General features: G+C 68.5%; 22 protein-coding genes, 1 tRNA gene and 1 other RNA gene. 8 read left to right on the top strand and 16 right to left on the bottom strand.

What is annotated here, in order from left to right; genetic code table 11:
- Positions 1 to 25 precede the first annotated feature (25 nt).
- The 6 genes from D4766_RS11565 to D4766_RS11540 form a co-directional block, all read right to left on the bottom strand.
- Positions 26 to 367: a YbaB/EbfC family nucleoid-associated protein gene (locus D4766_RS11565; RefSeq protein WP_120718207.1), complete on the bottom strand. Its 342-nt coding sequence runs from the start codon at positions 365 to 367 to the stop codon at positions 26 to 28.
- A complete protein-coding gene (locus D4766_RS11560) occupies positions 364 to 2,172 on the bottom strand; it encodes a DNA polymerase III subunit gamma/tau (RefSeq protein ID WP_120717583.1) in 1,809 nt (602 codons plus the stop codon). The genes D4766_RS11565 and D4766_RS11560 overlap by 4 nt, the downstream gene beginning before the upstream one ends.
- Before the next feature lie 37 nt (positions 2,173 to 2,209).
- An RNA gene (gene ffs / locus D4766_RS11555) (signal recognition particle sRNA small type) lies at positions 2,210 to 2,304 on the bottom strand.
- 34 nt (positions 2,305 to 2,338) lie between these two features.
- Positions 2,339 to 2,617, bottom strand: a complete 279-nt coding sequence (locus D4766_RS11550) for an ETC complex I subunit (RefSeq protein WP_120717582.1) — start codon at positions 2,615 to 2,617, stop codon at positions 2,339 to 2,341.
- Positions 2,618 to 2,632: 15 nt separating this feature from the next.
- The gene (hrpB, locus tag D4766_RS11545; protein WP_120717581.1) at positions 2,633 to 5,056 is read right to left on the bottom strand and encodes an ATP-dependent helicase HrpB; all 2,424 of its coding nucleotides are present in this window, start codon (positions 5,054 to 5,056) and stop codon (positions 2,633 to 2,635) included.
- A gap of 204 nt (positions 5,057 to 5,260) precedes the next feature.
- Positions 5,261 to 6,280, bottom strand: coding sequence for a polyprenyl synthetase family protein (locus tag D4766_RS11540; RefSeq protein WP_120717580.1), 1,020 nt, complete (start codon positions 6,278 to 6,280; stop codon positions 5,261 to 5,263).
- Positions 6,281 to 6,345: 65 nt separating this feature from the next.
- Here D4766_RS11540 and D4766_RS11535 point away from each other — a divergent pair, with 65 nt between their 5' ends.
- A complete protein-coding gene (locus tag D4766_RS11535) occupies positions 6,346 to 6,672 on the top strand; it encodes a chorismate mutase (protein ID WP_120717579.1) in 327 nt (108 codons plus the stop codon).
- Here the strand turns inward: D4766_RS11535 and D4766_RS11530 are convergent.
- From D4766_RS11530 to D4766_RS11510, 5 genes are all read right to left on the bottom strand, one after another.
- A complete protein-coding gene (locus D4766_RS11530) occupies positions 6,669 to 7,931 on the bottom strand; it encodes a hypothetical protein (RefSeq protein WP_120717578.1) in 1,263 nt (420 codons plus the stop codon). The genes D4766_RS11535 and D4766_RS11530 overlap by 4 nt on opposite strands.
- A gap of 33 nt (positions 7,932 to 7,964) precedes the next feature.
- Positions 7,965 to 9,290, bottom strand: a complete 1,326-nt coding sequence (locus D4766_RS11525; RefSeq protein ID WP_120717577.1) for a sensor histidine kinase — start codon at positions 9,288 to 9,290, stop codon at positions 7,965 to 7,967.
- Between the two features lie 109 nt (positions 9,291 to 9,399).
- A complete protein-coding gene (locus D4766_RS11520; RefSeq protein ID WP_120717576.1) occupies positions 9,400 to 10,080 on the bottom strand; it encodes a response regulator transcription factor in 681 nt (226 codons plus the stop codon).
- 87 nt (positions 10,081 to 10,167) lie between these two features.
- The gene (locus tag D4766_RS11515; protein WP_407701515.1) at positions 10,168 to 10,464 is read right to left on the bottom strand and encodes a PepSY domain-containing protein; all 297 of its coding nucleotides are present in this window, start codon (positions 10,462 to 10,464) and stop codon (positions 10,168 to 10,170) included.
- 79 nt (positions 10,465 to 10,543) lie between these two features.
- Positions 10,544 to 11,269 carry an SIMPL domain-containing protein gene (locus D4766_RS11510; RefSeq protein ID WP_120717574.1) on the bottom strand — a complete coding sequence of 242 codons (726 nt, stop codon included), beginning with the start codon at positions 11,267 to 11,269 and terminating at the stop codon, positions 10,544 to 10,546.
- A gap of 100 nt (positions 11,270 to 11,369) precedes the next feature.
- Between D4766_RS11510 and D4766_RS11505 the strand changes: the two genes are divergently transcribed.
- The gene (locus tag D4766_RS11505; protein WP_120717573.1) at positions 11,370 to 13,160 is read left to right on the top strand and encodes an ABC-F family ATP-binding cassette domain-containing protein; all 1,791 of its coding nucleotides are present in this window, start codon (positions 11,370 to 11,372) and stop codon (positions 13,158 to 13,160) included.
- Here D4766_RS11505 and D4766_RS11500 read toward each other — a convergent pair.
- Positions 13,157 to 13,738, bottom strand: a complete 582-nt coding sequence (locus D4766_RS11500; RefSeq protein ID WP_120717572.1) for a glutathione binding-like protein — start codon at positions 13,736 to 13,738, stop codon at positions 13,157 to 13,159. The genes D4766_RS11505 and D4766_RS11500 overlap by 4 nt on opposite strands.
- Positions 13,739 to 13,834: 96 nt before the next feature.
- On the opposite strand from D4766_RS11500, the gene D4766_RS11495 reads away from it, so the two are divergent.
- On the top strand, positions 13,835 to 14,527 hold the full coding sequence (locus D4766_RS11495) for a CDP-alcohol phosphatidyltransferase family protein (protein WP_120717571.1): 693 nt from the start codon (positions 13,835 to 13,837) through the stop codon (positions 14,525 to 14,527).
- Here the strand turns inward: D4766_RS11495 and D4766_RS11490 are convergent.
- Positions 14,512 to 14,982: a DUF6456 domain-containing protein gene (locus tag D4766_RS11490; protein ID WP_120717570.1), complete on the bottom strand. Its 471-nt coding sequence runs from the start codon at positions 14,980 to 14,982 to the stop codon at positions 14,512 to 14,514. The genes D4766_RS11495 and D4766_RS11490 overlap by 16 nt on opposite strands.
- An 84-nt stretch (positions 14,983 to 15,066) precedes the next feature.
- Here D4766_RS11490 and D4766_RS11485 point away from each other — a divergent pair, with 84 nt between their 5' ends.
- Together D4766_RS11485 and D4766_RS11480 are read left to right on the top strand one after the other, a co-directional pair.
- Positions 15,067 to 15,639, top strand: a complete 573-nt coding sequence (locus D4766_RS11485; protein ID WP_120717569.1) for a helix-turn-helix domain-containing protein — start codon at positions 15,067 to 15,069, stop codon at positions 15,637 to 15,639.
- A 10-nt stretch (positions 15,640 to 15,649) separates the two neighbouring features.
- Positions 15,650 to 16,831: a glycosyltransferase gene (locus tag D4766_RS11480; RefSeq protein WP_120717568.1), complete on the top strand. Its 1,182-nt coding sequence runs from the start codon at positions 15,650 to 15,652 to the stop codon at positions 16,829 to 16,831.
- 10 nt (positions 16,832 to 16,841) lie between these two features.
- Here D4766_RS11480 and secF read toward each other — a convergent pair whose 3' ends face one another.
- Genes secF through yajC form a run of 3 tightly spaced genes read right to left on the bottom strand, consistent with a single transcriptional unit; the run spans position 16,842 to position 19,774 of the window.
- Positions 16,842 to 17,819, bottom strand: coding sequence for a protein translocase subunit SecF (gene secF, locus D4766_RS11475; RefSeq protein WP_120717567.1), 978 nt, complete (start codon positions 17,817 to 17,819; stop codon positions 16,842 to 16,844).
- 13 nt (positions 17,820 to 17,832) lie between these two features.
- Complete coding sequence (secD, locus tag D4766_RS11470; protein ID WP_120717566.1) at positions 17,833 to 19,431, bottom strand: protein translocase subunit SecD; 1,599 nt, start codon at positions 19,429 to 19,431, stop codon at positions 17,833 to 17,835.
- A 19-nt stretch (positions 19,432 to 19,450) separates the two neighbouring features.
- Positions 19,451 to 19,774 (bottom strand): preprotein translocase subunit YajC, encoded by a 324-nt coding sequence (yajC, locus tag D4766_RS11465; RefSeq protein WP_120718206.1) that lies wholly within the window; start codon positions 19,772 to 19,774, stop codon positions 19,451 to 19,453.
- A gap of 195 nt (positions 19,775 to 19,969) precedes the next feature.
- On the opposite strand from yajC, the gene D4766_RS11460 reads away from it, so the two are divergent.
- The 3 genes from D4766_RS11460 (at position 19,970) to D4766_RS11450 (ending at position 21,661) form a co-directional block, all read left to right on the top strand.
- Positions 19,970 to 20,046, top strand: a tRNA-Pro gene (locus tag D4766_RS11460).
- Between the two features lie 200 nt (positions 20,047 to 20,246).
- Positions 20,247 to 20,993, top strand: a complete 747-nt coding sequence (locus tag D4766_RS11455; protein ID WP_120717565.1) for a cytochrome c oxidase assembly protein — start codon at positions 20,247 to 20,249, stop codon at positions 20,991 to 20,993.
- Positions 20,990 to 21,661, top strand: a complete 672-nt coding sequence (locus D4766_RS11450; RefSeq protein ID WP_234024796.1) for a cytochrome b — start codon at positions 20,990 to 20,992, stop codon at positions 21,659 to 21,661. Before D4766_RS11455 ends, D4766_RS11450 begins: the two co-directional genes overlap by 4 nt.
- Positions 21,662 to 21,667: the final 6 nt, after the last annotated feature.

Genomic DNA, 21,667 nt, shown 5'->3' with positions numbered 1-21,667 from the left:
GCTACCCGTACCACGCGCAGGCGCGTCAGCCGAGTCCCGGGATATTGAGACCGGGCGGCAGGCCCATGCCGCTCTGGATCTTGGCCATCTCTTCGCCGGCAACCCGGTCGGCCTTGCCGCGCGCATCGTTGAAGGCCGCGGCGACGAGGTCTTCCAGCATGCCCTTGTCGTTGGGCACGATCAGCGAATCGTCGATGCTGACGCCAAGGATGCGGCCTTTGGCGGTGGCGCGAATCTTCACGAGGCCGCCGCCTGCGGTGCCTTCGACTTCCATGCTGTCGAGCTTGGCCTGGGCGTCGCCCATCTGCTGCTGGATCGTTTCGGCGGCCTGCTGCGCGGCGGCGAGCATTTCTTCCATCGATTTCATGCGTTTCGTCTCCATGGGACTGATTGGGTGCCGCCCTCATCGTCGGGCAGCATTTCGGCGTCGGGGAACGCGGCGAAGGTCGCTTCCACCAGCGGATGGGCCCGCAGTTTCGCCTCCGCATCGGCCTTCACGGCCTGCTGGCGTTCGACGAGCGTGGGCTCGCCACCTTCGGCGACCTTCTCGACCTGCCAGCGGTGGCCGGTGAGTTCGAGCAGGGCCTGCTTCAATTCGGGTTGCAGGTCGTCGGCGAAGCTGCCCGGCTGGGCGTAGACGACCTTGCCCTCCATCACCTCGACGGGTCGCACCTGCATGCGGAGGCGGGAGGCGAGATGGAGCGAACCGGTCTCGCGCTCGATCCGCTCCACGAGTTCGGCCCAGTCGATCGCGGCGGCCGGCGGGGGCGTGTCGTCGACGGCGGCGGCGGCACCGGATGCCGGCGCAGCTGCTGCAGCAGTCGCGGCGGCGCGCGCGGCCAGTTCCTCGAGCTTCTTCGCCAGCCCGCCCGGATCCGGCATGTCGGCGGCATGGAGCGCCCGCAGCAGGGCCATCTGCGCGGCGACGAGCGGGTCGGGCGCGCCCTTCACCTCGTCATAGCCCTTGAGCAGGAGCTGCCACAGCCGGTGGATCTGGCCGGGGGACAGGCGACCCGCCCATTCCTCGATCGTGGCGCGCTCTTCGGCGGTGGGCGCATCAGCGCCGCTGCCGCCGACCTGCGTTACCGCGATGTGATTGGTAAGGTCCATCAGCGACCGCATCAGCGCGAGCGGTTCGACGCCGAGCGCGTACTGGTCGGTTAGCGCCGCCATCAGCCCCTTCGCATCGCCTTCGAGCAGGCAGGCGAACAGTCTCCGCTGCGCGCCCTTGTCGGCGAGGCCAAGCATTTCGCGCACACGCTCCGCGGTGACCTTGCCGTCGGTATCGAGATCGGCATGCGCGATCGCCTGGTCGAGGATCGACAGCCCGTCGCGAACCGAGCCTTCCGCCGCGCCGGCGATGAGGTGCAGCGCCTCGTCCTCGGCTTCGACGCCTTCCTGGCGGCAGACGCTAGCGAAATGCTGCTGGAGAAGCTCGGCGGGGATACGGCGCAGGTCGAACCGCTGGGTCCGGCTGAGCACGGTAACCGGCAGCTTTTCGACCTCGGTCGTAGCAAAGAGGAACTTCACGTGCGCCGGCGGTTCCTCGAGCGTCTTGAGCAGCGCGTTGAACGCGTTGCGTGACAGCATGTGGACTTCGTCGACGATGTAGATCTTGTAGCGCGCCGAAACCGCGGCGTAGCGCACCGCCTCGATGATCTCGCGCACGTCGTCGACGCCGGTGTTGGAAGCGGCGTCCATCTCGATCACGTCGATGTGACGACCTTCCGCGATGGCGCGGCAGGGCTCGCACTGGCCGCACGGATCGATCGTCGGGCCGCCCTGCCCGTCCGGTCCGATACAGTTCAGGGCCTTGGCGATCAGCCGCGCGGTGGACGTCTTGCCGACCCCGCGCACGCCGGTCATCAGGAACGCGTGCGCCAGCCGGTCGCGCTTAATCGCATTGGCGAGCGTGCGGACCATCGGCTCCTGCCCGATGAGCTCGCTGAAAGTCTGCGGCCGGTACTTGCGAGCAAGGACCCGGTAAGGCTGGTTCGAAGCGGCTTCCGCCTGCGGAACCGGCGCCGCCGCCGGTGTGGGCGCAGGGGTCGGCGCGTGCGCGGGGTCGCCGAACATCGCGCTTTGCCCTGCCGCCTCGAGTTCGGCGGCGGTGGGCGCGTCGTCCTGTTCCTCGGCGGGGCTGTCGCCGAACATGTCCCCGGAATCGGTCATGCCCTGAAGCTAGGGACTGGCGCGCGGAATGTCATGAGGAATAGGAGCCGGCCGACCCGTCGCAATCCACCTGGGCTGCTTCCTTCCGGACCTGACCCGGTGAGCGAACGCAAACGTCCGACCGACTCCCGGGCCGGCATATGGCGGCGGCGCGCGCCAAAATCAATCAGCGAAAATTGTCGGCGTAGGCCTGAATCTTGAGCGTCTTGGGCGGCGTGGCGTGGACCCGGGCGGCGATGCCGTACTTGATCGCGTAGGCGACCGCTTCTTCCTTGCTCGGAAACCGCAGGACGACCTGCGCCTGCGTGTCGCCGCTTCCGGTCCAGCCCATCAGCGGATCGGCCTCGCGCGCCTCGGACTGCTCGAACTCGAGAATCCACTGGTCGGTGAGCGCCTTGCCGGACTGCATGGCGGTTTTCGGGCGTTGATAGATGCGTGCGGCCATGGCGGGTCCCTTAAATCAGCTTTCGGAGCGGGAAAAGGCGTTCTTGGTCTTGAGGCTCGGCTTTTCGGTCCACGGCTCGTCGGGCCAGCGGTGCCGGGGATAGCGGCCCTTCATGCCCTTCACGACATCGCGCCAGCTGCCCCGCCAGAACCCGGGCAGGTCGCGCGTCGACTGGATGGGGCGACCGGCCGGACTGGTGAGTTTGAGCAGCAGCGGCGTGCTGCCGATCATCGGTTGCCGGTCGAGCCCGAACAGCGCCTGCACCCTGACCTCCACGCCCGGGGCATCGTCGCCGGCGTAGTCGATCGCGTGCGACGTTCCGGCCGGAGAGACGAACTCGCGCGGGGCCAGCCTGTCGAGCCGCTGCCGCGCGTCCCAGTCGAGCAGGCCGAGAAGTGCATCGACCACCCTGCCGCGCGGCAGATCGAGATCGCGGCGCCCCTCCAGCAAAGGCCGCAGCCAGAGATCGGCGCTGCCGCGCAAGGCCGCGTCCGATAGTGCATCCAGCCCCGCGAACCGCGCCCGGGCGGCGAGGTCGCGCGGAACGATCGTCGACAGGTTTTCCAGCGCCTTGTCCACAAGCATGTCGACAACCGCCCCGCCGTCTGGAGACGGGTCGGGCCCGCTGGCGAGCGTAATCGCCCCGATGCGCCGTTCCAGTCGTGCGTCCACCCGGCTGCCGGTCCACGACAGCACGCTGCGCCGTTCAATCCGCCCGGCCAGCCAGCGCTCCACGTCGGCCCCATCGAGCGCCAGCGCGGCGGTGATGCGCGCGCCCCGGGCCGAACCCTGCGCGTCGCCGATCGCGAGCCACTCCGCCCGCGCGAGGGGGCTGGCCGGATCGAGTAGGTAGCCGCGCCCGCCGGCCGACAGCCAGTGCTCGCCCGAGGGATCGCGGCGGCGCGCGAGATTGTCCGGCAGCCCGGCAAGCAGGTGGACCGCGAGCGGAGCGCATTCCTCCCGAGCCTTTCCGACGAGTTCGCCGGCCTTGCGCGCCCAGCCGGCGGCCAGCTTGCGGCTCGCCTCGGCGCGGGGCGAGCGATCGGCGGACCAGCGGCGCAGGCGCGCGTCCAGGTCTTCCCCCCGCCCGCCGAGGCCGCGTTCCTGCAGCAGCAGGGCCAGCCGCGCGGCGGCTTCCCCTTCCCCGGCCTGCGCGCCGGCCAGGACCATCGCCGCGTGCGCCGGGTCGAGCGGCAGAGCGGCGAGGTGGCGTCCGCGGTCGGTGATCCGCCCGTCCGCTCCCAGCGCCCCAAGTGCCTGCAGCCGTGAGCGGGCTGCGGCGAGACTCGCGGCGGGCGGCGGGTCGAGCCACGGGAGCGCCGCCGGATCGCCCGCTCCCCAGCGCGCCAGCGATAGCACCAGCGGCGCAAGATCGGCGGTCAGCATCTCTGGCGGATCGTAGGGCGGGCGGCCGGGGTGCGCGGCTTCCTCCCACAATCGGTAAGCGACGCCCGGCCCCTGCCGCGCCGCCCGCCCGGCGCGCTGGGCCGCGGCAGCCTGGCTCGCCCGGCCGGTGACGAGGTGCGTGGTCCCCGCCGCCTTGTCGAACTCGGCGCGCCGGGCAAGGCCGCTGTCGACCACCACCGACACGCCGTCGAGCGTGAGCGAGGTTTCCGCGATGCTCGTCGCCAGCACCACCCGCCGCCGCCCGTTCGGGTCGCGCCGGATCGCGGCGCGCTGGCCGGCGGGATCCACCTGCCCGTGCAGCGGCAGGATCGCGGTGTCCGGCAGCCGCCCCTCCAGCCGCTCCCGCACCCGCTCGATCTCGCCGACGCCGGGGAGGAACGCCAGGACATCGCCGTCCTCTTCGCGCCAGGCGACCGCGACCGCATCGGCCACCGCGTCCTCGGTGCGCTTGCGCGGGTCCGAACCCAACCACCTGATATCCAGCGGATAGGCTTTGCCCGCGCTCTCGATCACCGGCGCATCGGGGCCGAGCATCCGCGCGAACCGCGCGCCGTCGATGGTGGCGCTCATCACCAGCACGCGCAAATCCTCGCGCAGGACGGCCTGGCTTTCGAGCGCGAGCGCCAGCCCCAGATCGCCGTCGAGATGCCGCTCGTGCGCTTCGTCGAAAAGGATCGCGGAGACGCCCGCCATCTCGGGGTCGTCGAGCAACCGGTTGACGAGGATCGCCTCGGTCACGACCAGCACGCGGGTGGCGGCGGACTGGCGGGTGTCCATGCGGGTGGCGTAGCCGATCGTCTGCCCCGCCTTCTTGCCCAGCAGGTCCGCCATTCGTTCGGCCGCAGCGCGGGCCGCGACCCGGCGGGGTGAGGTGACGATGACCTGACCGGCGCACCATGCCTCGCCGATCAGCGCCGGCGCGACCGCGGTCGTCTTGCCCGCCCCCGGCGGCGCAATCAGCACCGCTCCGGTGGCCTCGCGCAGCGCGGCTAGCAGGTCCGGCAGAACCGCGTGGATGGGCAGGTCGGTCACGGTGTCACACTGATCGGGGTGCTTTTCCGCAAACCCTGACCCGCCTGAATCATCTGTAAACCAGCGTTTCGGGCTGTCGCGTTTGTCACCTTAGCCATCGCGCTGTCCTCGTCCCCGCGCATGGCAGGAATAAGGGGCAGGGAAAGAACACGACGGTGCATCGGCCTGGCCTGCCACATTGCGCGGGCGGTAGGAAAGCGTAAGTCAGTACCCGCGGGCCACCGCGAATTCGGCGGCTTCGGCCATCGCGCGGCGGGCGTTACCGTCGGGAAAGATCGACAGCGCGTCGATCGCGCGGGCGGCGAAGTGGCGGGCGCGCTCGCGGGTCGCCTCGACCGCGTCGTGGCGCGCGATGAGGCGGGTCGCCTCCGCCAGCGCATCGTCGCCCTCGCGGCGGCCGGATATCGCGTCCTGCCAGAACTTGCGTTCGTCCTGGTCTCCGCGCGCGTAGGCGAGGATTACGGGCAAGGTCATCTTGCCTTCGCGGAAGTCGTCGCCGCGCGCCTTGCCCATCGTCGTCGCATCCGAATCGTAGTCGATCGCATCGTCGACGAGCTGGAACGCCACGCCCAGGTTGCGGCCGTAGTCGTCGAGCGCCTGCTCGGCCCGCTCGTCGCATTCGGCCACGACCGCCGCGATGCGGCTGGCGGCGGCGAACAGGGCGGCGGTCTTGGCCCCGATGATCGAGAGGTAGCGTTCCTCGCTGGTTTCGATCTGGCGCTGCGCGGTCAGCTGGTCGACCTCGCCTTCCGCGATGACCGCGCTGGCGTTCGACAGGATGCGCAGGACCTTGAGACTGCCGTCCTCGGTCATCAGCTCGAACGCGCGGCTGAACAGGAAATCCCCGACGAGCACGGTGGCGGGATTGCCGAAGATGATGTTGGCCGCCGCCTTGCCCCGCCTGAGGTCGCTGCCGTCGACGACATCGTCGTGCAGCAGCGTCGCGGTATGGATGAACTCGACCGCGGCGGCGAGCTTGTGATGGCGATTGCCCGAATACCCGACAAGCTCCGCCCCGGCGAGCGTCAGCATCGGGCGCAGCCGCTTGCCCCCGCCCGAGATCAGGTGGCCCGCGAGCGCCGGGATGAGGGGGATTTTCGACTGCATCCGGTCGAGGATGACCGCGTTCACCGCGTTCATGCCCTGCGCGGTCAGCGCGAGCATCGGATCGAGCGACGGCGCACGGTCGGACCGGCGCTTGAGCGGGACGATATCGGCAGTCACCGCTTGGCCATGCGAAAGCGCGGGTTGCTTGGCAAGCACGGAATCGCCGCTATCGTGCCCGGCGGATGACCGAGCAACCCGACACACCGTCCGCCGCGGCCGCCTCCGACGCGACCCTCGCCGCCTATCGCAAGAGCATCGACAATTTCGACGCGGCGCTGATCCACATCCTGGCCGAACGGTTCCGGATCACCCAGGCGGTCGGCCGTCACAAGGCCGCCAACGCCCTGCCCCCCGCCGATCCCGCGCGCGAGGCGGCGCAGATCGCCCGGCTCCGTCAACTGGCCGAGGAATCGGACCTCGACCCCGAATTCAGCGAGAAATTCATCCGCTTCGTGATCGACGAGGTGATCCGGCATCATAATCGCGCAGGCCGGCCGGCAGGCGGCTAGCGCACCGGGCGCAAGGTCCGCAGTCGCTCGAGCAAGGGCACGGGCGGAAACGCAGCGATCACCAGCGCGAGCACGACGGTCGCCTGCACCAGCCACGCAAGCTCGCGCGCGAAAAAGCCCGCGAGGGTCAGGATCGCGAACGCGGGCGTGTCCTCGCCGAACGGGGCGCGGATGCCCATGCGGATGGTGAAGGCGTACATCAGGCCGACCGCGATCCACGGCAGCGCCCGCCAGCGCCGGTCGCTCCCTTCACGCGCGGCGATGGCGAGGAGGGCGGGCAGGACCATCAGCATATGCACCTGCCGGTAGGCGACGTTCTGCGCGAGAAGGTAGGCCGATACGGTAAGGATGCCGCCCACCAACAGGAAGATGCGCGTGCCTTCGTCGAGCGACCCGGCCGCCGAACGGACTTCGGCCTTCAATGCTAACACCACCGCCCCGCCCACGACGATCGCGGTAAGGATCCCGCGCACGAAAACCGGCACCGGTCCCGTCACACCCGAGGCCGTCATCAGGTCGGAGAAGTTCTTGACCCCGAAGACGTAGCTCATGGCCGACATGCTGGGGATGTTCGCGAGGCTGAGGCGGAGTTGCTCGCCCGCAAGAGCGGCGAACAGTGCGAGACCGAGCGCCGTCGCGGCGCTCACCGCGAACAGGCGCGCCGGTCGCTCGCGTAGCGCGAGGGCGAGCGCGGTGAACGGGAAGTACTTCAGCAGCCCGAGTAGGAAGAAGACCGCGTAGGCGGCCACGCGCGCCGTCCAGCTCCGAGCAACAAGAATCGCGCCCGCGACCGCGAGGGCGAAGATCAGCATCTCGTTGTTGCCGTACTCGATCGCCATCAGCGTGCTCGGCGACAGGACGGCGGCAATGCGGAACGCCAGCCCGCGGCGATCCTTCGCAGGCGGCAGCGCCCACAGCGCGGCGAGGAACGCGAGGATCGACACCGCGACCACCGGCAGCGTCCAGGCGCGGGTCACCGGCAGCGCGGTCAGCAGCTTCCACGTCGGGGTGTAGACGAACGGCCGCGCCTTCGGATCGCAGGGGTTGCCGAGATAGGTCTCGATCCCCGCCCGCTCGCACTCGATCGCGCCCAGCATTCCTTCCGCGTCGGCGAAAGGCGGCATGTCGAACATGACCAGCCAGTGACGCATGATCCATGCGAACGCGCCGTGCTGGCCCGACAGGTACAGTCCGCCGAGGATCGCGATGGCGGCGGCGAGAACGGCGACCGGTATCGTCCGGCGCATCGCATCGCTCATGCCAACATCTCCGCCCGGGTCAGGAGGCGGCGCCTATACCCCCGCCCCCGCGCGGGGCAAACCGAGCCGGACCATCAATCCACCCAAATCCTCGCTCTCGCCCAGGGTGACCGAGCCGCCGTAGATTTCCGCCACGTCGCGCACGATCGCGAGGCCGAGGCCGGTGCCGGGCTTGCCGGTGTCGAGCCGCGCGCCGCGATCGAAGATGCGGACGCGCTCCGCCTCGGGAATGCCGGTGCCGTCGTCCTCCACCCAGATCGCGCACTCGGCGGCCTCGGGTTCGGCATCGACGGTGACGAAGACGCTGCCGCCGCCGTACTTGGCCGCGTTTTCGATGAGGTTGCCGAGGATTTCGTCGAGGTCCTGCCGCTCGATCGCGACGGCGGCCTTGCGATTGCCGGCGATGTCGAAGCGGACGTCGGGATAGAGCCGCTCCACCGCGCGGCGCACCGCCTCCGCGCTTTCGCAGACGGGCGTGTTGGCATGGCCCACCGCCCGGCGACCCACGGCGCGCGCGCGAGCGAGGTGATGGTCGACGTGACGGCGCATCGTGCCCGATTCGCGGATGACGGTCTCCGACAGGTCGTCGGCCCGGGCGGTGGCGGCGTTGTTGATGACGGTGAGCGGGGTCTTCAGGGCATGGGCGAGGTTGCCGGCGTGGGTACGCGCCTCTTCCGCCTGCCGTTCGGAGTGGGCGAGCAGCGCGTTCAGTTCCTCGACCAGCGGCTGCACCTCAAGCGGCAGCGGATCGGTGACGCGGTTGGACCCGCCGACCCGCATCGTCTGGATCGCCTTGCGAACGCGCCGCAGCGGGCCGAGGCCGTACCACGTCTGCGCCATCGCCATCGCGAACAGGCCGAAGCCCAGCACCGCGAAGCTCCAGTACAGGATCGAGCGGATGCGGGCGATCTGCGAATTGAGCTCGCCCCGGCTGGAGGCGACGGCGAACGTCCAGGTCGTATCGCTGCCGGGCAGCATGATCGCGCGTTCCGCGATCCGCAGCGGTTCGCCCGCGAACTGGTCGGAATCGTAAATCTGCGTGTCCGCGTTGCCGGGTTCGGCGCGGACCTTCAGCGTGCGGTCCCACAGGCTGCGGCTGAGGTAGTCGTCCTGCCCCTTGCCGGTGATCTGCCAGTAGAGGCCGCTGTTGGGCTCGAGGAAACGCTGGTCGCCCAACGGCCGGATGAAATAGACCTCGCCCGACCCGTCGGGAACGATCTCCACCGACGAGATCATCGCGGTGAGCATGTAGCCGAGCTGGTCGTCGAAGTTCTTTTCGACGAGGTTGGTCAGCGTCCGGTCGAGCGCGAAACCGCCGGCCAGCAGCAGGATCGCGATCCAGCCGAACGCGATCAGCATGATGCGCCGCGTCAGGCTACCGGTATGGCCCGGGCCCGGCGTCGGAGCAGCCGCGGCGACCGTCACCGGCTGGCCGTCCGCGGCGGGTGCCGCGGCGGGGCCTGCCGGATCAGTTGGCGCGCGGCTGTTCGTCGGGGTCGTCGAGGCTGTAACCGAGGCCACGGATGGTGGTGATGACGTCCGCACCCAGCTTCTTGCGGATGCGGGTGACGAAGACCTCGATCGTGTTCGAATCGCGGTCGAAATCCTGGTCGTAGATATGTTCGATCAGTTCGGTGCGGCTGACGACCTTGCCCTTGTGGTGCATGAGGTAGCTCAGCAGCTTGTATTCCTGCGCGGTCAGCTTGACCGGTTCGCCGTCCAGCGTGACGCGGCCCGAACGGGTGTCGAGGCGGACGGGGCCGGCGGTGAGCTCGCTGCTGGTGTTGCCGCTGGCCCGGCGGATCAGCGCGCGCAGGCGGGCGATCAGTTCCTCGGTCTGGAACGGCTTGGCGAGATAATCGTCCGCGCCGGCATCGAGCCCGGCGACCTTGTCGGACCAGCTGTCGCGCGCGGTCAGCACGAGGACGGGGAACTTGCGCCCTTCCTTGCGCCACATGCCCAGCACCGTCAGCCCGTCGATTTCCGGCAGGCCGAGGTCGAGGATCACCGCATCGTATTCCTCGGTCGAGCCGAGGAAATGCCCATCCTCCCCGTCGGTCGACAGGTCGACGGCATAGCCGTTCTGCTCCAGCGTGGATTTGAGCTGCTTGCCGAGGGGCGGTTCGTCCTCGACGATCAGGATGCGCATGGGCGAGTGGTCCCCGTTATCTTCCGGCCCGGATGTGGGCGCGCAAGATGAACGCGTCAACCGAGCCGGCGGTTTCCGAAAGACCGCCTATCGCGATACGCCGAGCACCCGGCCGGTCCGCGCATCGACGTCGACATAGGTCACCCGGCCATCCTTGATGAATTTCAGGCGGTAGGCCATCGCGGTCGAATCGTAGGCCGGGCCGAGATATTCGCTGCCCGGCATCGTCGGCAGCACGCGCCCTTCGATCTGGCGCAGGCTGAGCACGTTGCCCGCCCGCATCTCCTTGCGCGCTTCGCCCTGATCGTTGCGCTGGGCGAGCGCGGGCGACGCGGGGAGCGCCAGGGTGGCGGCAAGAACCGCCGATACGAAGGGTGCGACCATCTTCTTCATGACGACTTCGTGCCTAGCCACGGCGCATTGAACAACCCGTGAATGTGGGCCCCGCTGCCCGTTCAGGCGATCAGCGCGTCATCTCGAATGTCACCGAAACGGTGACGGCGGTGCCGACGAGGCCCGGCTCCACGGGCGTGCTCTTGGCATCGGCGGACACGGCGCGCGCCTCCATCATCTGCGGCATCGGGCGCCCCGGATTGACCGCTTCGCTGACCGACAGCACACGCACGCCGGTGTAGCCGGCCCAGCGCGCATACTCGGTCGCCTGCGCCTGCGCCTTGTCGAAGGCGGCCTTGCGGGCCTGCGCGCGCGGGGCGGTGTCGTCGTCGATCGAGAAATCCGGTCCGCCGATGTCGGTCGCACCGACGGCGACCAGCGCATCGAGCACCGGCCCGGTGCGCTTCACGTCGCGCAAGGTCACGCTGACCCGGTTCGATGCCTGATAGCCGCGGAACACCTGGCGCCGTTCGGCCTGGTCGTAATCGTATTGTGCGCCAAGATTGATGCCGGCGGTCTGGATGTCCTCGGCCCGCACGCCCAGCGCCTTGATGCGCGCGATCACCGCGTCCATCGCCTGCGCATTGGCCGCCATCGCGGCGACCGCGGTCGGAGCGTTGGTGGTGACTCCGGCGCTGACGTTGGCGATGTCGGGCCGGGCCTTGACCGTCTCGGTCACCGACAGTTCGACCACCGGCCCTTGCGAGGCGACCTGTACGTCGGCGGCGGCGGCAGGCGCCGCGATGGCGGCGGCGACAGTGGCGGCGGCGAGGGTCGAGGCGATGGTACGGATCATGTGGGTGGGTCTCCTTTGGCGGTGCAGGTGCCTTGCCCCCGGTTACGCCCCGGTGAACCGACTTGTTCCGCCAACCCGGTGCGGCTAGGCCGCGCCCGCCATGGCACAACCTCCGATCCTCAGCTGGGAAGGCCTGGGCCTGCAACAGGGCGGGCGCTGGCTGTTCAGCGACCTCGACCTCCACATCGGACCGCGCGACCGCATCGCGCTGATCGGCCGCAACGGAGCGGGCAAGACGACGCTGTTCAAGCTGATCGACGACCGGATCGAGGCCGACCGCGGCCTGCGCAAGGTCAAGCCCGGCACCCGCATCGTGCTGCTGGAACAGGAGCCCGATCTCGCCGGCCATGCGACTCTGATGGACTGGGCGCTTTCGGGGGAGCATGCGCCTGCGGTGCACGAGGTGGAGGCGATCGCCGGCCAGCTCGGCATCGACATGGCACGCGAAGCGTCGACCGCCAGCGGCGGCGAGAAGCGCCGGGCGGCCATCGCCCGCGCGCTGGCGCAGGATCCCGACCTGCTGCTGATGGACGAGCCGACCAACCACCTCGACATCGGCGCGATCGACTGGCTGGAGGACTGGCTGAGCCGGTACAAGGGCGCCTTCGTGGTCATCAGCCACGACCGCACGTTCCTCAAGCGCCTCACCACGACCACGATGTGGCTCGACCGCGGCGCGATGCGGCGCAAGGATGTCGGATTCGGCGGGTACGAGGCGTGGGAAGAACAGGTATACGCCGAAGAAGCGCGCAACGCCGAACGGCTCGACGCGAAGCTGAAGATCGAGGCGCACTGGCTGGAACGCGGCGTCACCGCGCGGCGCAAGCGCAACCAGGGCCGTCTGGAAAAGCTGTGGCAGATGCGCGCCCAGCGCGCTTCGATGATGGGCCCGCAGGGTGCCGCCAAGCTCCAGCTCGCGACCGAGACCGAGTTCAAGTCGAAGTCGGTCATCGTCGCCGACAAGGTGTCCAAAAGCTTCGGCGACCGGAAGATCATCCGCGATTTCTCGCTGCGCATCCAGCGCGGGGACCGGATCGGCATCGTCGGCTCGAACGGCGCCGGCAAGACGACGTTGCTACGTATGTTGACCGGCGGGCTCGAACCAGACAGCGGCACCATCGACATCTCGCAGAAGCTGACCGGTGTGATGATCGACCAGCAGCGCAGCCTGCTGTCGCCTGAAAAGAGCGTTCGGGATGTGGTGGCCGAAGGCGGCGACTGGATCGAGGTCGGCGACGGCAAGAAGCATGTGCAAGGCTATCTCAAGGAGTTCCTGTTCGACCCCGCCATCGTCGATGCGAAGGTCGGCACGCTGTCGGGCGGGGAGCGCAGCCGGCTGCTGCTGGCCCGCGAATTCGCGCGCAAGTCGAACCTCCTCGTGCTCGACGAGCCGACCAACGATCTCGACCTCGAAACGCTCGACCTGCTGCAGGAAGTGATCGCCGACTACGACGGCACCGTCCTCATCGTCAGCCACGATCGCGACTTCCTCGACCGGACTGTCACCGTCACGCTTGGGCTCGACGGCAGCGGGACGGTGGACGTGGTCGCCGGCGGATACGAGGACTGGGTGGCCCGCCGCCGCGAACGGCACGCGCCGGCGGCGAGGTCCGCGCGGGCGGATGCCGCGCCGCCGCCCCCTCCCCCGCCGCCCCCGCGCGCGGCGAAGCTCAGCTACAAGGACCAGCGCGACTACGAACTGCTGCCGGCCCGGATCGAGGAACTGGAGCGGGCCATTGCGAAGGGCGAAGACATCCTCGCCGACCCTGCGCTCTACACCAGCGACCCGCAGCGGTTCGCCAACATCAGCCAGGGCGTGGCCAATGCCCGGGCCGAAAAGGACGCGGCCGAGGAACGCTGGCTGGAACTCGCCGAGGCGGTCGAGGGCTAGCTCAATCCCTCGTCCTTCATCGCCTGCCTGACCGCCGGGCGTTCCAGGTTGCGCTTGCGGTAGTCGGCGAGCGATTCGGGGACCTCGATGCCGAACTTGTCGGCCCACAGCAGCGTTACGAACAGGTAGTTGTCGGCCACCGTCGGCGCGTCTCCCACCAGCCAATCGTTGCCGTCCATCAGCCGGTCCGCCAGGCGATAGGTTTTCGCCAGGCTCTCCTTCGCCTCGGCCTGCTCGTCGTCGCCCGCGCCGCCGAACAGCGGGCCATAGCCTGTGTGGATCTCGGTACCGACGAAGCCGATCCACTCGAGCAGGCGAAACATGTCCTTGCCCTGCGGCAGGCGCGCGGTCTGCTGCGCGATATAGGGCAGCACCGCCGGGTTCTCGGTCACGAGGCCCATGTCCTCGGTCTCGATGGCGGGGACATATCCGCGCGGACTGATGGCGTAGTAGTCCTCGCCGGATTCGGTCTTGTGCGCTTTCAGGTCGACCTTCACCGCCTCGTAGTCGGCGTCGCCTTCGATGAGGGCGATGTGGCTGGCGAGGCTGCAGGCGCCGGGGGAATAGTAAAGCTTCATGACAGGTCCTTTCGAAGGACCAAGCCGCGAGGGGCGGCGCGGGTTCCGGCGTCAAACCCCTTGCCCATGAGGCCTGCAGGGCGCAGGGGCGGGTCGATGACAAAAGTGTCACCGCCGCCAAAGCGCATCCAGCAGAACCTTCTTGCCGCCAGCGAGAAGCGGTTGCTGGCGTGGATCTGCCCGCGGCTTCCGGCCTGGGTGACGCCCGACGGGCTGACCGGGCTGGCGATCCTCGCCACGCTGTGCATCGGCTTCGGCTATGCGATGAGCACGTTCGCGGTTGGCTGGCTCGCGCTTTCTATCGGTGGCTATGTCGTCCACTGGTTCGGAGACTCGCTCGACGGGTCGATCGCGCGGTTCCGGCGGATCGAGCGGCCTCGCTACGGCTACCTCGTCGATCACAGTGCCGACGTGTTCGGCGCGCTCGTGATGTTCGTCGGCATCGGTTTCAGCCCGTACGTAGAAGCGGAGGTCGCGCTGCTGACGACGGCGGCCTATTTCATGCTCATGGCGCACACGTTCATCATGGCCAAGGTCGCGGGCGAATTCCCCATGTCGCACCTCGGCGCCGGGCCGACGGAGCTGCGCCTGATTCTGATCGCGCTGACGATCGCGATGTGGATCGTCGGCCCCGACGCGCGCTGGTTCGCCGGGCTCGGACCGTTCGACTACATCTTCGGGGCGGCGGCGATCGTGATGGTCGCGGTGTTCATGATCCAGACGATCGCCGCCGCGCGGCGCATGGCCGCGCTCGACGCAGCGGCCCGGCGGGATCAGGAAATGCGATAGAACTCGGCCACCCGGTCGAGCGCGAGGCGGAGCACCAGCTTGCCGCTCCGCGCGGGCCACGCGAGCGAACGTTCGGCGTCGGGCAGGCTCTCGCCGGCGCACACGACCCGCCACAACACGTCCTCGAGCCCGCGCCCCGCCGCGGCTAGCGCGCCGTCGAACCGCGCCTTAGCGGCGATCTGCCTTTCGCCCGGCGTGAGGCCGGCATCGCCCGTCGTCCTCACCCGCACCGGGTCCCACCGCATCGTGACACTGGGGGCCATCTGCGCCCGTTCGTAATCGGCGCGCAGGCGCTCGCCCGCATCGAACAGGCGGTCGTCGAGATGGCCGCGGGCATGGAGCCATGCGATCGGGGATCCGGCGAGGTTGACCGTCACCGAACGCCCGCCCTTCCCGACTCCGCCGCAGCGGCGGGGACCCTCGGGGGTGAGTTCGCGTTCAACCAGTTCGCGCATCGTGTTCTCCTCGGCTACGAAACCTGTCTTGCCAAAGCGGATTACCTGTAGGAAAGAGAAAACCGATTTGGTTACAGGTGCCCGATGATCAACCGCATTCGCGACATTCGCCGCGAAAAGAACATGACTCTCGCCGAACTCGCCGAGGCGTGCGACCCGCCGACGACGCCGCAAACCATCGGCCGGCTGGAAACCGGGATGCGCAACCTGTCGATCAGATGGATGGACCGCATCGCATCCGCGCTCGGCGTCGATCCGGAAACGCTAATCCGTGCCGAGGCGAACGCCCGCGCGCAGATCGTCGCGACTTTGGGCGACGGCGGGCCGGATGCGCTCGCAGCCCCGCGCGATGCGCTGCTGCCGACCGAACTCGGCGGCGACGAGATCCGCGTCGTGCTGTCGATCGAGACCAGCGCGGGCGAATACCGGGCGGGCGACCAGCTATGGCTTCGCCAGATCGCGCCTGCGAACGCCGGGCAGGCGATCAACCGCGATGTCCTCGTCCCGCGCAAGGGCGGGCGGTTCGCGTTCGGCAGGCTGATCGACCGGCAGGGCGGACGCTTCGGCGTACTGCCGGTGGGCGCCGGGCAGAAGCAGCAGGTGGTCGACGATCCGGCGTGGATCGCAGTCGCCGAAATGCTCGTGCGCAAGCTGTAGGGACCGAGCGATGCGCCGCGCGCTTTCGATCTCCACGCTCTATCCCAACGCGGCGAACCCGCGCTTCGGCACTTTCGTCGCGCGCAGTCTCGAAGCGTTGGCGAAACGCGGCGACTGGGCGGTGACCGTGATCAACCCGATCGCCCTGCCCCCCGTGGCGCTGGGCCGGTACAAGGCCGCGCGCGAGGCCGCGACCGGAGGGATGGAGAACGGCGTTGCGGTGCACCGCCCGACTTTCCGCACGATCCCCCGGTTCGGCGCCCGGTACAATCCGGGGCTCATCGTGCGCAAAATCTTGCCGCTCGCCCGCCGCCTCCATGCCGAAACGCCGTTCGATGTCGTCGACGCGCAGTTCTTCTATCCCGACGGGCCCGCTGCCGCCCGCGTAGCTACCGACCTCGGCCTGCCGCTGTCGATCAAGGCACGCGGGGCGGACATCCATTACTGGGGCGCCCGCGCCGACACCCGGCCGCAGATCCTGGCCGCCGGAAAGCAGGCAGCGGGCCTCCTCGCGGTATGCGGCGCGCTCGCCGAAGACATGGCCGCACTGGGCCTGCCCGCCGACAAGATCGCGCTTCACTACACCGGGCTCGACCGGGATCGCTTCCGCCCCCTCCAGCATACCCAGCTCCGCCGCCGCCTGTCGCGAGAACTTGCGATCGGCCTGCCCGACAATGCCCCGGTGCTCGCTACGGTGGGCGCACTCATCCCGCGCAAGGGGCAGCGACTGGTGATCGAGGCGCTGGACGGCCTGCCCCCCGATACGCAGCTGGTCCTGGTCGGCCGGGGTGACGACGAGGCGGCTTTACGGTCCCTCGCCGCCGAACGGGGCGTTGCCGGGCGGGTGCATTTCCTCGGCAGCCTCGACCACGATCTTCTGCCGCTCGTGCTGTCGGCGGCCGATGCGATGGTCCTGCCTTCGGCGAGCGAGGGCCTTGCCAACGCATGGGTGGAAGCTCTCGCCTGCGGCACGCCGCTGGTCATCACGGATGCCGGCGGCGCACGCGAGGTCGTAACCGCTCCCGAAGCTGGCGTGATTGTCGAGCGCACCCCCGCCGCGATCGCGGAAGGCGTGGGGCTGGTGATTTCCGACCCCCCGCTACGGCAGGCGACGGCGGCGATGGCGGACCGGTTCAGCTGGCAGAGCAACGCCGCCGCGCTGGCTGCCTATTACGAAACCCTGCCGGGCTGAGCCGCCCCCATCAGGCTTCGCCGCGGGCAATCTGTTCGGCCCGGTCCACCTTGGTTTCGGCCGGAACGAAGCTGTCGCCCCGCACCCCGAACCAGACCAGCAGCGGCGCCGACATGTAGATCGAGCTGTAGGTGCCGACGAAGATGCCGAGCGTGATCCCCGCAGCCATGCCGAACAGGCTGGCCGGCCCGAAGAGCACCAGCGGGACCAGCGCGACCAGCAGGGTCAGCGAGGTCATCACGGTGCGCGCCAGCGTCTCGTTGACCGACAGGTCGAGCAGTTCGGGCAGCGGCATCTTGCGATATTTCTTCAGGTTTTCGCGGATGCGGTCGTAGACGACGATCGTGTCGTTGAGCGAATAGCCGATGATGGTCAGGATCGCGGCCACGATGTTGAGGTCGAATTCGAGCTGGGTCAGCGCGAAAAACCCCAGAGTCAGCGACACGTCGTGGAACAGCGCCAGCAATGCGCCCGCACCGAACTGCCATTCGAACCGGATCCAGATGTAGATCGAGATCGCAACCATCGCCGCCAGCAGCGACAGCAGGCCGGTGCGGAACAGTTCGCCCGATACCTTGCCCGAAACCGAATCGACGCCGTCGATTCGCACCTCGGGATGCGCGGCCTTGAGCGCGGATGTAATCCGTTCCGCCATCGTGTTCGCGAGATCGGGGCGCGCGTCGGACCCTTCCGGCAGCTTCATCCGGATCGAGGCCTCGTTGGGCTGACCGAAGCGCTGGATGATGGGGTCGCCGTAGCCGAGCCGTTCGATCTCGGTCCGCATCGCACCGACCGGCGCGTCGGCCTTGCCCACGAACGTCACGCGGATCATCTGTCCGCCGACGAAATCGACCCCGAGGTTGAGGCCCTGCGTCAGCACCAGGCCCCAGCTTGCCACGATCAGCAATGCCGAGACGACGAAGAACGGCACCCGCCATCCCAGGAAGTGGATGTTGGTGTTGTCGGGAACGAGTTTGAGCAGTTTCATGTCCGCGCCCTCCTCAGATATTGATGTCGGTCGGGCGCGTGCGGCGGAGCCAACCGGCGACCCACATGCGGGTGATGGTGACGGCGGTGAACATCGAGGTGATCACACCAATGACGAGGACGACGGCAAAACCCTTCACCGGGCCCTGCCCGAACAGAAACAGCAGCGTCGCGGCGATGACGTTGGTGATGTTCGCGTCGTAGATGGCGCGGCTGGCTTCCTTGTAGCCGGTTTCCACCGCAGCCACCACGCTTCGCCCACGTCGTCGTTCCTCGCGGATGCGTTCGTTGATGAGCACGTTGGCGTCCACCGCCGCACCGATGGTCAGCACGAAACCGGCAAGGCCGGGCAGCGTCAGCGTGGCGTTGAAGGCCGCCATGATGCCCAGGATCATCAGCACGTTCAGCACCAGCGCGAGGTTCGCGTAGACACCGAAGCGGCCGTAGGTGACGACCATGAACAGGAGGATCAGCCCGGTGCCGATAGCCATCGCGCCGAGGCCCTTGCGGATCGAATCGGCGCCGAGATCGGGCCCGACGGTCCGTTCCTCGATCACCTTCAGGTCGACAGGAAGCGCGCCCGAACGCAGCGAGATCGCGAGCTGGTTCGCGCCGTCGACGGTGAAGCCGCCGCTGATCTGCGCGGTACCGCCGCGGATCGGCTCGTTGATGTTGGGTGCTGACAGGACCTTGCCGTCGAGGATGATGGCGAAGGGCTTGTTGACGTTCTGGGTGGTCAGGCGGGCGAACTTGGCCGCGCCCTGCTGGTCGAAGGTGATGTTGACGACCGGGCTGTTGTCCTGCGGGCTGAAACCCTGCTGCGCGTTCGTCAGGCTGTCGCCCTTGATCCCGCCCAGCCGGCGCACGGCGATGCCCTGCCCCGCCTGCGGCGTACCGTCGGCGAAGGGGAAGATCTGGCTGCCCGCCGGCGCGTTGCCTGCGGCGATGTCGCTCGGCAGGGCGTTCTCGTCGACGAGCTTGAATTCCAGCTTCGCGGTCTGGCCGATCAGCGCCTTCAGCGCCTCGGGGTCTTCCTGCCCCGGGGCCTGGACCACGATGCGGTCGTCGCCCTGGCGGATGATCGTCGGCTCCAGCGTGCCGATGGCGTTGATGCGGCGGTCGATAACGTCCTTGGCGCTGTCCATCGCCTGGTCGAGCGCGGCGGTGTTGCCCTGCTCGGTCGGGGTCAGCACGAAGCGTGTCTCGTCGATGACGCTCAGCGACCATTCGCGGGTCATGCCGGTGCCGTTGACGAGCGGCAGGATCGCCTCGCGCGCCCGGTCGACGTCGGCCGCGCTCTCGACCATGAAGCTCAGGCGATTGCCCTGCGTCGACACGTCGCCGATACGGACAGCGGGCTTCGCCTGCCGCAGCGCGGTGCGAACCGACTCTTCCATCGTTTCGAGCCGCTGGATCGAAAGCTGCCGCGCATCCGCCTCGAGCAGGATGTGGCTACCGCCGGCAAGGTCGAGGCCGAGATTGACCGCCGGATCGGGCAGTTCATCGGGCCAGTTCAGCCCCGACAGCGAGGCGATCGACGGCAGCGACGCGATCGAGACGAGGAGGATCAGGCTCCACAGCCAGACCTTCTTCCAGCGCGGGAAATCGAGCATGGGGTGTCGGTCTCCGCCGTCAGTCGTTCGCGGCGGCGGTGCCGCCCGGCGCGATGACGTCGCCGATGGTGGCCTTGACCGCCTTCACCTTGACGCCCTGCGCCAGTTCGAGATCGACGTAGTGCTCGTCCACCCGCACGACCTTGCCGACGAGACCGCCGGCGGTGACCACCTGGTCGCCCCGCTTCAGTCCCGCGACCTTGGCCTGGTGCGCCTTCTGCTGGCGCATCTGCGGGCGGATCAGCAGGAACCAGAAGATCGCGATCATGCCGACGATCGGCAGCCAGCTGATCCAAACCGGAGGCGCGGCCGCGGTGGTGGCGGCGGCGAGAATATCGAGCATCGTCTGTTCGGTCCGTTCGAACGAAGGGAAGGATAGGCGGAAGGTAGGCGCGAACCCGCCCCCGGCAATGGCCGCGCGCCTAGCAGCATCGCCGGGCGAGAGCAATCGAGGCGGACGTGTGGCCGCGAGGCAACGCTCGCCTCGGCGCTTGCCATGCCCAAAACCCGACCCTATAGGCCCGCGCTCCACTGGTCTCGGGACGTAGCGCAGCCTGGTAGCGCATCACACTGGGGGTGTGGGGGTCGGAGGTTCGAATCCTCTCGTCCCGACCAGTGGATCAAGGTTTTCAGCCACAGCTGCGAAAACTCGACCCGTTTTCCTTTTCGTTGGCCGATGTCCGATCTGGACCATGATGTAGGGCGCTTGAGAGGATTGTAATCCCTTCCACGGTAGCTCGGATATATTCCCGTTAGATCCAGAATCCGTGGACGAAGGAATTGAACGAGGCGCGCCATCGGGTAATCAGTCGGGGATGGAGACGACGCCCACCGCGCACGCGACGAGCTGGAGCCCGTATTGCGGGGAGGCGCCAAGCCCGGCGCATTGGCTGATGCACTGGAACTGGGACCCGGTTCTGCTGGCGATGCTGGCCGCCTTGATCGTCGCGGGAGCGAGATACTCGCCCCGCACGATGCGCAGCCAAGTCGGTTTCGTCGGAGCCATGGTCATCCTGTTCGTGACTCCCCTGTGCGCGCTCGGATCGGCGCTGTTCGTAGCGCGGTCGGTCCATCACCTGGCTTTGGCGTTCGTGCTTGCGCCGCTGCTGGTCGCTGCCGTCGGCAAGAAGGTCTATCCGCCCCTGCCGCTCGGGGCGGCCACGCTGGTCCAGGCGGCGGTGTTCTGGGCATGGCACCTGCCGACTCTCTACGAACTGGCCATGTCGAACGATGCGGTGTTCTGGACGATGCAGGTGACGATCACCGCCAGCGCGGCGGCATGGTGGGCGGCCGTGCGCCGGTCGGGCGCGCTGAAGGCGGGAGCGAGCCTTTTGGCGCAGATGGTCCAGATGGGCGTCTTGGGTGCGTTGCTCGTCTTCGCAGGACGGGCGCTCTACGCACCGCACTTTGGCACGATTGCCGCCTGGGGCCTGACGCCGCTCGAGGATCAGCAAATCGCGGGACTGGTGATGTGGGTCGTCGGCGGCGGTTTCTACCTCCTGTTCGCCTCGGCCAGGCTATGGCGGGCCCTCGGCCCGGATCCGCAGCCCCGCGCCGCATGACGAGCAGGCTGGGGGCATGGGCGCAGCGCTATCGCAGCCGCGGCCGCTACACGCCTGTGGGCGTCGCGTTCCACTGGATCATGGCCGCGGTGGTGATCTTTCAGCTCGGCACGGGATGGTGGATCCAGCGCTATCTCGTCGGGGGCGAGAAGCTGGCTGCCTATGCGCTCCATTCGCAGATCGGGCTCACGCTGCTCGTGCTGGGGGTGTTGCGGCTGCTCTGGCGCCTGATCGTTCCCGGTCCGATCAACGACGCGGACAAGCCCGGCCTGCCCTCGAACATCGCGCATCTGACACACGGCGTGTTCTACGCGCTCTTCACGATCCTGCCACTGTCCGGCTGGGCGATGTGGTCGGCGATCCAGCCGGCGCGTCCGCTATATCTGGCGGGTCTCATCCCCGTCCCGCCGATGCCGTTCTACGACCTGTCGCGGGCGTGGCAGTTCCGCGTGCTCGACTGGTCGATGGACGTCCACGTCGCTGCGGTGATCCTGCTCACCCTGCTCGTCCCCGCGCATGCCCTCGCGGCGCTCAAGCATCATTTCATCGATCGGGACGACGTGCTCGAAGGCATGTTTCCGGAACTGACCGACCATCGCCAGCACCCGCTGGGTTCGCGGCATACGCCGCCACCGCTCGCCGATCGGCCGGATGGAGCGACCGGCTGATGGCTG

This window comes from Tsuneonella amylolytica, assembly GCF_003626915.1.
Taxonomy (GTDB): domain Bacteria; phylum Pseudomonadota; class Alphaproteobacteria; order Sphingomonadales; family Sphingomonadaceae; genus Tsuneonella; species Tsuneonella amylolytica.
The sequence above is the reverse complement of the archived record's forward strand: the minus strand, read 5'-3'. Positions and strand labels throughout refer to the sequence as shown.